The organism is Parabacteroides sp. AF19-14 (assembly GCF_003635485.1).
Lineage (GTDB): Bacteria > Bacteroidota > Bacteroidia > Bacteroidales > Tannerellaceae > Parabacteroides > Parabacteroides distasonis.
On the sequence record NZ_QTMJ01000021.1, the window covers coordinates 1 to 12,766 of the forward strand.

Below are 12,766 nucleotides of genomic sequence, written 5' to 3' on the forward strand. Positions count from 1 at the left end.
TCGTTTCTCGATTGCGGCTGCAAAGGTAAGGACTTTTTTTTAATCTCCAAATTTTTCGGTGAAAAATTCTCGATTTATCTTTTCTCGTCGATCACCGGGCGGTTGGAAATTATCGCTTGGCCCAGCCAACCTCATCCCCTACCCAAGGATACCTCCACGTTTCCATCATTTCTGAAGCGCCGTTCTCTCTCGAATGCGGGTGCAAAAGTAATGCTATAAAACATACGATCCAAATTTATCGGGCATTATTTTGCAAGTTTTTTCGCATGAGGGGGATCGGGTACATTATAGTATAACACACACCAAATAATATAACACACACCAAAATTAATCTTACAAGAAGGAGAACACACAAAAATAACGACTGCTCAGGGAAACGATATAGTTGATATCCTTGCCATGCTAGTGGCAATACTTTGCCATATAGATGGCACGGCCTTGCCACACGGATGGCACAGCGTTGCCACCACAATGGCACAGCTGTGCCAAAGGAAAGAAAAATATTGGCACAACAAACAATTGATAAACAATTACATATCACTACAAACGTCTTCTCTGAGGATACTTATAAAAGACAGGAAGCTTAATACTTTACTTAGATATCGGAAACTCATCTATTTTTCATTAGACTAAACATCAAGTCATACAATATAGTCATTGAGTATCAATAACTAAAATCCGATAAACTTAAAGAAGAGTGTCCAATAAATAGACAGAGGTGTCCATTTATTGGACAGCTTCCAGACACACAACTAGCCATAACATACTGCAATGCACCAACTTACAACAAACGGCATACTTTTTGTATGAAAATCAACAACAATATTAAGAATCTTATATCAAACGTTATGAATTATCTACTAAACATCAAATCTTTCACAAAATTTTTGAGCAGAAATAAATTGTACACAATCATCGAGATACTTGGATTATCTATCTCCCTTATGTTCGTGATACTTATTGGTATCTACACAAAGCAAGAGCTATCCGTGGATAGTTTCCAAAAAGACGCAGACCGGATCTATGTACTTGGTAACGAATCTTTCATGATCTCGGCTTATGGTATAGGAGAACGTTTGATGACACAATTCCCAGAAGTGGAGAAAGTAATGACAGTCTCTTCCAACTTGCCGTGGGGTGGCATAGAAGCTTTACCTATTACGTGGCAAGACAAAAAAATAAACGCAAAAATACAATACACCTATGAAGATTTCTTTGACTTTTTCTCGTTCGATTTAGTTACGGGATCTAAAAGTCAAGTTCTGTCCGATAAAAACTATGCGGTTATCTCCGATTCCTTCGCTAAAAAATTTTTCGGAGACGCAAATCCTATCGGACAAACACTTCAAATCAGTCCATCTATCTCAATAATCGTAAACGGTATCATGAAAGATATGCATAATTCCGTAATTCCTTACTGCGATATATTAGCGAGAGTAGAGAAATTAACGGAAATGTACCCAGAAATGGATAAAGAGAACTATAGCAACTGCTACAATTCCCTCGTATTCCTTCGAACCCAAAAAGGCTCAGACCTACTATCAAAGACTAACGATATGGCATCTTTCTTCAAAGGATTCTATTGGCCTTATGAACGAGATCAAGTCAAAGATGTCGTAGTAGTTCCTTTGCGAAAAGCCTATTTTATAGAAAAGGCACAATATTCAATGCTGGAGAATGGTGATTGGGACTTTGTTATTATACTTATTTCTGTAGGAATTGTCATATTATTTTTCGCCATCATCAACTACGTGAACCTGACTGTCGCCCAAATCGGATCCAGAGCCAAGGAAGCCGCTATCCGCAGCCTGTTGGGTTCTACGAAAAAAGAACTTTTTACCCGATTAATCCTAGAATCTATCCTTTTAAGCCAAGTATCCTTCTTAATCGGTTTATTCTTGGCCACTTTAGCCATTCCATACGCAAATCAATTGTTAGAGGCTCATATTAATTTGCCCGGAGCGGTCACGCCGATAAATATCTTATTAGGTATATTACTCATTTTATTGCTGGGATGCGTCTCTGGTATCTTACCCGCTATCCATATCACACGGGCAAAAGCAGTGGATGTAATGAAAGGTAGTTTCCGTATGCAGACTAAAATGACGTTCAGCAAATTTTTCATCACCTTTCAAAATGCCATAACAATCGCGTTAATCGCGACCTCCCTAACGATGGTACTGCAAATTAATTACTTGATAAAAGCCCCTTTGGGATATAACACTCAAAATATTATCGATATCCCTATCGGGATGGAAGAATTAAAGCTTAAAGAGCTAAACAACACCCTCCTTGGGGAGCTCAAGCAATTGGCTTGTGTAAACAAGGTCGGATGCGCCCGAAGCACCCCTTTCAAAGTTGGAAATAACTATACGATGGAGATCAACGGAAATCTCGTGAGCCTGCAAGGCTTCGTCATGGACACGACCAGTCTTCATATCCTAGGTCTGAAAATATTAAAAGATAATCATTTAGCCACAGGAGAAGGTTGTTTCCTTACCGATGCGGCCTTCAAGGCGATGGGAATCGGCGAGGATGCGAAATCGTTCCCATTCTTCGGAAATCCCCGGATGATCGCCGGCAAAATACAAGATTTCCAACTCAACAATATCACGATGGCCAATCCTCCGATCTTCGTCCAACTAGATAAAACCGAGAATATCCCCACCGAGAACCTCTTGGTAGAGATACAAGGAAATACTTTCGAGGCATATAATAAAGTCAAACAGGTTTACGAAAATATCACTCAACTAGAATTCCCCGGTAAATTCATCGACCGTCAGATAGAGGAATCATTTGCCACACAGCAAAGAATATTGAAAATCATAAGCCTTTTCGCCTTTGTGGCTATTGTCATCTCACTTTTAGGGCTATTGGCGATTTCTACTTATTTCATCCAACAAAAAGCCAGGGAAATCGCTATCCGGAAAATATTCGGATCGAACGGGACGCTAATACTTTATAAATTGATATGTACATTCATCCGCTACGTAGTTATAGCGTTTATAATCACGACCCCAGTTATGGTATATACCATGCGACAATGGCTCTCGAACTATTCCTATAGAATATCATTAAGTCCGTTCATTTTCATATCAGCCGGATTATTTTGCTTGATTATCTCTTTCTTGACCGTATTCTGGCAAAGTTACCGGGCAGCGAATCAAAATCCGATTGAAAATGTAAAGACAGAATAAAAATCTGCCGTTTTTTTTCATATATTTGAGGTCTCATCTAAATATAAACAAATAATGAAGCACTTGAGTTCCTCTATTTTATTGGGGCTTGGGTTGTTTTCCTTCTTCTCCTGTAAAGAAGCGACAGCGCCCGCCCCTATCCTGCCCGTTCCCACGCCGGCACAAGTTGAATGGCATAAGATGGAAACATACGCCTTTGTCCATTTCGGATTAAATACGTTCAATGATCTGGAATGGGGTTACGGAAATACTCCCGCCTCCACATTCAATCCAACGGATCTGGATTGCGATCAATGGGCGCAAACAATCAAAGCCGCCGGATTGAAAGGCGTAATCTTAACCACCAAGCATCACGACGGTTTCTGTCTATGGCCTACCGCCACAACCGAATATAGCGTAAAGAATTCTCCTTGGAAAGATGGCAAAGGGGATATGGTAAAAGAACTATCCGACGCTTGTAAGAAACACGGGCTGAAATTCGGTGTCTATCTCTCCCCTTGGGACAGAAACAGTGAGAACTACGGACAACCGGGATATGTAGAGAAATTCCATGCCCAATTACATGAATTAGTCTCCAACTATGGCCCGTTGTTCGAATACTGGTTTGATGGGGCAAACGGTGGCAATGGCTGGTATGGCGGCACGAATGAAACCCGTGCTATAGACGCCAAGACCTATTATCAATATGAGCGGGCACGAGACACGATCAAGGCGCACCACCCGGACATCATGGTTTTCGGAGGGACAGTACCCGATATCCGCTGGATCGGTAACGAGGAAGGTTGGGCCGGTGATACCCAATGGAGCATCTTCGCCCCGGAACCCTCCATGCCTACTTTCCAACAGAGTGTATGGGGAGATGAGAACGGACCGATGTGGCTAGGTGGAGAATGCGATGTATCTATCCGTCCGGGATGGTTCTATCACTCCCGGGAAGATCACCAAGTCAAATCTCTGGCAAAATTAGTCGATCTTTATTACCGAAGCGTCGGGCATAACGCCAATTTTCTATTGAACTTCCCCGTAGCGTTGAACGGAAAAATAAGTCCGGTAGACTCCGCCCGTGCCGTACAATGGTATCAAACCATCCAAAATGACTTTAAGGAGAATCTTTTGAAAGGGTGTTACGTACAAGCGAGCAATAAAAGAGGACGTAATTTTAGTCCCAATAAGGCAGTAGATGGGGATTGGGATACCTATTGGGCTACGGACGATGGAGTAACCAGTGGTTCATTGACTTTCACGTTAACCCATCCTACCGATGTAAACCGCTTGGTAATACAAGAATATATCCCATTAGGACAACGAGTACGCTCGTTCAATATCGAACTCGAGCAAGGGGGTAAATGGATTCCGGCACAGACCGTGGATTCTACGACAACTGTCGGCTATAAACGAATTGTCCGTTTCCAGACCGAGAAAGCGGAGAAGATACGCATCAACTTCACGGACGCCCGCGGGCCGCTTTGTATCAATAACGTGGAGGCATACCTTGCCCCCGCCTTGGTGACCGAGCCAACGATTGCCCGTAATATCAATGACGAAGTAACCATACAGGCCGGGGATAAAGGCTCCGAGGTTCATTATACCACCGACGGTTCAGATCCGACCAAGGACTCACCGCTTTATCAGGCGCCATTCGCTTTCGCTCAAAAAGGAACTGTCAAGGCGATTGCCTATGATCCGACTTTCGATACAGTCAGTCCGGTTTCCGCGCAAACGTTCGATATTCCTGCTTGTGATTACACGATCGTATCACCGAAAGATGAGAAAACCAGCCTGATCCTAGACGGAAACGGCTACACAACCTACTATTTGCCACAAGGGAAACAAGAGTTAGTCGTACAATTAGCAAAAGAAATGCCTATATCCGGATTCCGCTACACCCCGAACCAAGGACGTGACGCAAGCGGTCATATCTCCAACTATCAATTATATATTAATGGAAAGAAGGTGGCCGAAGGCGAATTCTCCAATATCAAGGCTAACCCGATCGAGCAAGTCGTACATTTCCCGATAACGAAAGGTAACCAAATCCGTTTGGTCGCAACCCGTATCGTAGATAATAAAAAGCAAGCGGGTATCGGTGAATTCTCGGTAATTACGGAAAAATAAAGAATATCTAATAAAAGCAGAAGGGACCGCCTCGAAAGTTTAATTTTCAGAGGCGGACCCTTTTAATTATTTATCAATCTTTTATTTATCCTTGAAGGTACCGGTTCATTTGCTTATACACGGCACGTATATTTAATGGTTTAGATATATGAGCGTTCATACCGGCCTCCCTACTTTTCTGCACATCCTCAGCGAATGCGTTGGCTGTCATAGCGAAGATAGGAACCTTTTGAGCATCAGAACGCCCTAATGCACGAATACACCGGGTAGCCTCATAGCCATCCATATGCGGCATCTGCACATCCATCAATATCAAATCATAATACCCTTCGGCAGACTCCTTAAACATCTCTACGGCCTGTACCCCGTCCTCAGCGCTCTCCACCGACGCACCGGTAACTCCGATCAATTCCTCCGCTATCTCCCGGTTAAGCTCATTGTCCTCAACCAATAAGATCCGTTTACCTTTGAAGTCATAATCAACAGCATAACAATCCTTCGCAAGGTCATTCCTCCCATTAATATCGGAAAAACGAGTGGGCTTACCCGATTCCTTTATTTTGCCGAAAGGCAGATCAACGGTGAATGTACTGCCACTCCCCTGCACGCTCGTCACATGTATGCCACCACCCATCAACCCTGTGAAACGCTTAACGATAGAAAGCCCTAATCCTGTACCTCCATATTTATAAGTAACATCCACATTTTCCTGTTCGAACGATTCGAAGATTTTATCATAGTTCTCCTCGGCTATACCACATCCCGTATCGATTACCTCGAAACGTAGGTAAACATTCTCTTGATCCTCACCTGTTTTAGATACCCGAAGTTTAATCATTCCCTTGGCCGGCGTAAATTTCAGCGCATTCGATAACAGGTTGGAGAGAACTTGATTCAAGCGCAAGGAGTCTCCTATAATCTGTACTTCCAGATCACTAGCCAATATCGTCTCATAGCTGATCCCTTTACTCTTGGCCTGCTCGCCATACAGATTTTCAAAGTCCTGCAAGAATGCCCGGAAATTAAAGCTCTCATGTCGAAGTTCCACTTTTCCGCTTTCTATCTTCGACATATCCAGCACGTCGTTAATGAGAGCGAGAAGATGCTTGGAAGACATGATTACTTTCTCAAGACAGTCCTTTATCTTATCGGTATTATCTATGTTTTGCATGGCGATAGTACTCATACCTACAATTCCGTTCATCGGCGTACGGATCTCATGACTCATCCGGGAAAGAAACTCGCTCTTCGCCAAGTTAGCCGCCTCAGCCCGTTTCAGGTTGCCCTGTATCACGGTCGCTTTCATCCGGGCCCCTATAGCCAGCAGTAATGCCGTAAATAGCACCGACAAGACAAACATCACGATAAACATAAATTGTAAGGGATTCGCATATATAAAGTCCGTAAGAGAGAATTCACTCACGCCGATAGATTCCAGATTCCGATTGCGTATAACAGTCCTCTCGGACTCAGAAAGATTATTGATCGCCTTGTTGAGTACGGTTAATAAATCCGGGTCAACCGGGGTAGGTAACGCAAAACTTATCGCACTCTGATCATTGACCAATGTCACAGGAGCAAGATTGGTGAAATGATAACGCGAAATATCCTGTTCCATTTTAGAGGACAATCCATAGATAAAATCAGCCTCTCCGCTATTGACAGCGGCTAATGCCTCCTTAATGCCCGGATAGGACCGAATCTTCTCCGCAGATATGCCACTTGGAAATCGCTGACTTTCCACCAAAGCACCAACCAAACCCGGAGCGGGATAACTACAGGCTTTATTGCGTACTATGATATTGTTCGCACTCACATAAGAGGCTGAAAGCGCAAGCCCTAGCTGGGCCGCATCGTTCTCATCTCCCAAGAAAAAGCCTAAGATATCAGCTTTCCCTCGTTGTACCAGATGGACCGCATCACTATAATTCTTCGCATACACATACGAAAAATCCAAACCGGTAAAGTCCTTGATCTTATCCAATACATCCACCATGATACCGACATGGTTCTTCTGGGAGGTTTCTTTACAATAAAAGGGATACCAATTCTCCGGAACGGCTACCGTGATCGTTTTCCTTTTCTTGACATATTCCAAGTCCCGGTCACTAAATTGGACATTTACAAGTCGGGCAGGAAAGTTAGCGGCATAACGCTCTGCCGCAAAATTTGGATTAGCATCCAATATCCGTTCCAAAGCCATATTCAAACCATCCAATACTTCCTTATTACCCGGATTGGTTACGATATAATAGGGTTGAGAATTATAGGTAACGATTACCCGTAAAGAATCGTGATTGTGAATAATGCCACTCAACAGCAAGTCTATCTCTCCATTCATTAAATAAAAATATAATTCCCCGTCGTTCTTCTGTATATCTTTCAAGCTGTAATATCTTAATTTACAGTCTAATCCATTGATAGCCAAAAACTCCTTGAGGCGGCGAATATTTTCTTTCGCATTCTCATATACACCGATGGTTTTCCCGTTCATACTCTCCAAATTATAGCTATGGATAGTACGATCGTCAGAACGAGCAAGCAACAAAGAACGGCTATATCCCATATTGTAATCCGGATAAGCATAATATTTCTCTAAACCGGGTATATAATAGTTTCCACCCATCAATTCATACTGACCTGCGATAAATTCATTCAACACGGTTTGCCCATTCGTATCAATGTACTCGTATTCCCAACCGGTATATTTGGCAATCTCATTGAGATAGTCCACGAGCATACCATGATGACTACCGTCCTCCGCCGTCCAACTCATGCCTACCACCTGCGGAAAGGCAACCCGGAGCACACGTTTTTCACTTGTCCGTGCTAACGCAGACAAATGAAACGCCAGCATTATAAATACTAACAAACTTATAGTTATACCATGACCCACATATCTCAGAAGTAAGTTCATTATAATGTATATCTTTTATTATCGGCTTTCCCGATGATAACAACCCCTAGACCTCTCCGCAAAACAACGGTTTATTTAGGATAATGCCTATTCATTCTTGTGAACAAAGCTTTTGCGTACCCCAAAACAGAGTACGCAAATATACTACATTTTATATCACAGCGGATTATAAAATAATTGATTTTTAAGAGAAGATACTATAAAAACAGAAGGGACCGCCTCGAAGGTAAAACACCTCGAAGCAGTCCCTTTCCTAAATCCCAACAAACTTTTATCCCATCGAACTATTGATTACCTGTGTGGTTTTCTCAAAACTCTTCTTTAAGACCTCCTTTACATCCATGGTTTCCCAATATCCCTTATTAAAAAGCTCTACGGATAACCCACCCCGGAAACCGGAGTCGTATAGCAAAGGAAGTACCTTATTAAACGGGCAAATACCATCTCCCGGAAACACCCGATCCGAATCTCTCAACTCCGTACGAGGAGGCAACTCCGGATAATCGTTGATATGAAAAACCGGAAGGATCTTCCCATTTATCAAGCGTAAACTATCAAAACTATTTCCTCCTCTGTACAAATGGTAGAAATCCAATAAGACAGAAGCCCGCGAATGCCCGGAGGCGATCGCTATCGCCATGGTATCCGATAATTGATTCAGAACCCCGGCTCCCCATAGTTCCAATATCGGAGTGACACCCATCTCATCCCCTAAATCCAGTATCGCCCGATAGCGTTCGGAATACTCCGGCAACCGTGTACAATCCAGTTGAGTAACTCCTTGAGCAGGAGCGGCGATAAATTTACCGCCCAATCCCGCTACCATCTCCATATCATGCCGCATTTGGTTTAGCCCTTCCTTCCGTTTCGAAGGATCATCGGCAAACCACGAGGCAAAACCGATCATATTCTCCAATAAAAGTCCGGAACCTTCCAGCTGACGCCTGAGTGTCTCATAAGTTCCCCCTTGCTTTACGAACGCATCCACATCACGGGTCCATAACTCAATTCCCTCAAAACCAGCCTCGGCACATAAATCAATCTGTTTTTGAACAGGAAGTTTATAACCCGCTATCGTAGAGACATTGAGACAGACACGGAAAGGACGTTTCGAAGAGGATGCTTCGGGTGATGGCTCCTCTTTTTTCTTCGGAGCGCAAGAAGCCAAGCCTGCGAACGTACTGCCCAAAACCGCCAGACCGGTGGCCCGAAGCATATTACGTCTTGAAATCTTTTTCTCAAGCATAACACTCTCGTTTTAAATTAAACCTCCAAAGATTTACGGGCCTCCCGGTCCGGATCATTCCGAGCCTCACACGTATTATTCAAGATCATCACCTCTCCATTTTCTTCCGTGTATTTCGGCCAAACGGGTAACTCTCCTCCGTTCGGATCTCCTGTCCGCATGAAATTCAACAAAGCGCCAGACATCTTATCTGACAACGCACGAGGTACCTTACCTCCACCCGTATGAGTAAACATCCGATCCGTATTTTTAAACCAGAAACAGATATCCGAGCAATGGAACGCACGCATACGGTTATTAAACAAGGGCGGACACCAGCCAAACCAAGCTACATACACAGGCTGGCCTTGCTTTAATTTTGCGTTAGCCGCCTCAACCACTCGTTGACGGGAAGACAAAATCATCGCCCAAAGCTCCATCGGAGTCTTATCCGGGAAATTCTTGGCGAAAGCCTTCACGATCGATTCCGCTTTATCACCATATTGACTTCTCAGTTTCTCGATCACACCGTCTTGAGTGATTTTTTCCAAGGCCGCATCCGCCCTGTTCGGGTTCCATTCATGGAAAGTCGTACAGAATATCATCGGGACGACAGGAGACTCCAAATGGCTCTCACCGGAGTAGAATACACCGGCCGGAATATTCCGGTCATCAGCAACAGGGCCAAAAGTCCGTCTCATGCTAATCCCTTGATCTTCCCAGCACTTTTTACAAGCCCTATCCGCTATATCCAAATATTCCCGCCAAGGTATTCTTTGCAATTTATCCAGTTGGGAAGCGGTCAGCCCCGCTTCTCTCAAAATATATTCTCCCACCTTCCGGGTCATCACCTGATCGGAAGCTCCTACCGTAGATCCACTTAAAGCCACGGCTCTATGGACCAAACCTTTTGCCGCCGGCATAGCAGCTACCGTACAGACCTTAGAACCTCCTCCGGATTGTCCCATAACCGTTACGTTCCCGGGATCTCCACCGAAATTGGCGATATTATCATGTACCCATCGCAAGGCGGCAATAATATCTAACATCCCCACGTTTCCGGAATCCTTATACGTTTCTCCACCAACACCAGATAAGTCAGAGAAGCCAATCGGCCCCAACCGATGATTAATGGAACAGAATACGATATCTCCTTCCCGGCTTATATTCTCTCCATGATATCCATCCTGCTCGATCCCACTACCATTTGTAAAACCACCGCCATGCAGCCACACCAATACGGGACGTTTCTTACCATCCGCAATGCCCGGTGTCCATACATTTAAATATAAGCAATCCTCACTCACATCCCAGTAGTTCCAATGATCGGCAAAAGTTCCGTAATTATTGGGCCACCGGTTCTCCATACGTTGCGGCGCCGTATTCCCATAAAAAACCGCCGGTCTCACATCTGTCCACGGCTCTGGCTTTTGGGGAGGCATAAAGCGATTTTTTCCCGACGTATCAGCCCCATAAGGAACTCCCAAGAACGTATATACATGATTCAGCAGATATCCCTGCACCTTCCCATACTCTGTCTGGGCGATGGCGATATCGTCACCGATAAATAAAAACTGTCCATCCTCTCCTTCCTTGACGTTTTGTTTAAGGGAGGAATCCCCGGACGGGGCACATGAGGAAGCCGTTACCAAGCTTCCCATGCTTAAAGAGGCTGTGCCCAGTCCTAGGTTTTTCACGAATTGTCGTCTATCCATATGCATAAAAACACAACTATTAATATCCCGGATTCTGTTTCCAAGATTGGTTTTTCGTAATCTGATCGTATGGTATCGGGAATAAATCACGCGAATTATTATTCAAGGCTTCCTTAAATGTCCAGCTACCTTTAGCGAACTTATCCCAACGAACCAAGTCTTGACGACGCCAACCTTCCCACGCAAATTCACGGCCACGTTCATTGATCAACTCATCCAACGTTAATGTTTCCGGAGTATACACGGGCTGATTTGCCCTTTCACGTATTAACTGGAATGCAGGTTCCGCACATAAAGCTGATAAAGTAGCGGCATTACCACCTCTCAAAATAGCTTCAGCCTTCATATAATAGATATCGGCTAAACGATATAAAACAAAATCATTGTTCATATTACCAGTCATACCCAACTCATATTCATACTTCTGAATACGAGCGCCTTCCCAACGATAAGCGGCATTAATAGAAGATACCTCAATAGTCAATTCCAATTGTTTTCCCGGATTATCACCATCCTCAACAGGCTCTCCCGTGACCTTATCATAAATCAAACCGTAAATAAAAGTCGCCTTTTTCCGAGTATCGTCATCTTTATATAAAGCAAGGAAGTCCGGAGTAGCGCAACCTCCATTCCAACCGCCCACATTTATACCCCACATCTGGCGAGACTTGGGATGTCCGGAGAATTTATGGAAATGAAACTCGTAGTCTCCATTTGAATTGATACCATTTTGCATCGGTACCACGAAAATATTTTCTTTACAAGACTCATTCGCCACTTTAAATGGAGCGGAGAAATCAGATACGACCTCATAATATCCAGAGTTAATCACTTTATCGCAATACTCTATCACTTTATTCATATCGTCCTTATCGTAAGAAGAGGCCCCTTTGAACACCTTTGCGTTCAAATATAGTTTTGCCAACATCGTATAAGCCATCGATTTCGTACATCTTCCATAATTCTCGGCAGACGGAGCGTCATCCAAATATTCCATATTATCTAAGATACAATCTACGACTTTCTGATAAAGCTCAGGACGGCTTGTCTGAGGAGAAGCCGTGATTTCACTCTCATATGTATCGATATAAGGAACATTCCCAAATAAATCCAGTAAGATAGAATAATAGAAACATCTCAAGATGACAGTCTCCGCACGATATTTATTATAGATATCGACATCCATCTCCTCTTTATATGTATCCAAGTCGTAAACCACACGGTTACATGTCGTTATTCCAGAAAATACGGAAATCCACACATTATTCAATGCATCCAGATTGTATTGCCATTGATGACGATGGAAATCCTGCCATACCCCTCCGTCATACCAGTCATTACCCGGCGCACGAGTCGGAACAACACATTCATCCGAGGAAACAGTCTGCAACCCCCATACTCCCCAGTGATTCTGATAAGCCTGCAATTCCGCATAGGCAGCACCTACCGCTTGCGGAATCAAAGAAGGATCCGCATAAAAGTCATTTGATACCATTTGTCCCGTCGTATCTTCATCCATATCCGTACAAGAAGGAGCGATAACCAAGAAACAAATCATTGATACTATATATATTAAACTATATTTTTTCATAACCTT

At 43.5% G+C, this 12,766-nt stretch carries 7 protein-coding genes; 3 read left to right on the plus strand and 4 right to left on the minus strand.

Annotation, left to right across the window (positions count from 1 at the left end):
- The 3 genes from DWX33_RS22935 to DWX33_RS17540 form a co-directional block, all read left to right on the plus strand.
- Nucleotides 1-219 (plus strand): hypothetical protein (locus DWX33_RS22935; RefSeq protein ID WP_122380758.1); only part of this gene is annotated, 219 nt, incomplete at its 5' end.
- Between the two features lie 629 nt (nt 220-848).
- Complete coding sequence (locus DWX33_RS17535; RefSeq protein ID WP_227154335.1) at nt 849-3,197, plus strand: ABC transporter permease; 2,349 nt, start codon at nt 849-851, stop codon at nt 3,195-3,197.
- A 54-nt stretch (nt 3,198-3,251) separates the two neighbouring features.
- Nucleotides 3,252-5,312, plus strand: coding sequence for an alpha-L-fucosidase (locus tag DWX33_RS17540; RefSeq protein ID WP_005864201.1), 2,061 nt, complete (start codon nt 3,252-3,254; stop codon nt 5,310-5,312).
- 85 nt (nt 5,313-5,397) lie between these two features.
- Here the strand turns inward: DWX33_RS17540 and DWX33_RS17545 are convergent, their stop codons facing one another.
- The 4 genes from DWX33_RS17545 to DWX33_RS17560 all read right to left on the minus strand — a co-directional run bounded on the left by DWX33_RS17545 (nt 5,398) and on the right by DWX33_RS17560 (nt 12,760).
- Nucleotides 5,398-8,229, minus strand: coding sequence for a transporter substrate-binding domain-containing protein (locus DWX33_RS17545; RefSeq protein ID WP_122380760.1), 2,832 nt, complete (start codon nt 8,227-8,229; stop codon nt 5,398-5,400).
- A gap of 271 nt (nt 8,230-8,500) precedes the next feature.
- Nucleotides 8,501-9,475, minus strand: coding sequence for a sugar phosphate isomerase/epimerase (locus DWX33_RS17550; RefSeq protein WP_122380761.1), 975 nt, complete (start codon nt 9,473-9,475; stop codon nt 8,501-8,503).
- Nucleotides 9,476-9,492: 17 nt separating this feature from the next.
- A complete protein-coding gene (locus DWX33_RS17555) occupies nt 9,493-11,175 on the minus strand; it encodes a carboxylesterase/lipase family protein (RefSeq protein ID WP_122380762.1) in 1,683 nt (560 codons plus the stop codon).
- Between the two features lie 13 nt (nt 11,176-11,188).
- Entirely contained in the window at nt 11,189-12,760 is a 1,572-nt protein-coding gene (locus tag DWX33_RS17560) for a RagB/SusD family nutrient uptake outer membrane protein (RefSeq protein ID WP_005860849.1), read from the minus strand.
- Nucleotides 12,761-12,766 lie beyond the last annotated feature (6 nt).

Bases quoted from the DNA above. Each gene is read 5' to 3' on its own strand.
- DWX33_RS17535 (WP_227154335.1), top strand. From the start codon at position 849: ATGAATTATCTACTAAACATCAAATCTTTCACAAAATTTTTGAGCAGA.
- DWX33_RS17540 (WP_005864201.1), top strand. From the start codon at position 3,252: ATGAAGCACTTGAGTTCCTCTATTTTATTGGGGCTTGGGTTGTTTTCC.
- DWX33_RS17545 (WP_122380760.1), bottom strand. From the start codon at position 8,229: ATGAACTTACTTCTGAGATATGTGGGTCATGGTATAACTATAAGTTTG.
- DWX33_RS17550 (WP_122380761.1), bottom strand. From the start codon at position 9,475: ATGCTTGAGAAAAAGATTTCAAGACGTAATATGCTTCGGGCCACCGGT.
- DWX33_RS17555 (WP_122380762.1), bottom strand. From the start codon at position 11,175: ATGCATATGGATAGACGACAATTCGTGAAAAACCTAGGACTGGGCACA.
- DWX33_RS17560 (WP_005860849.1), bottom strand. From the start codon at position 12,760: ATGAAAAAATATAGTTTAATATATATAGTATCAATGATTTGTTTCTTG.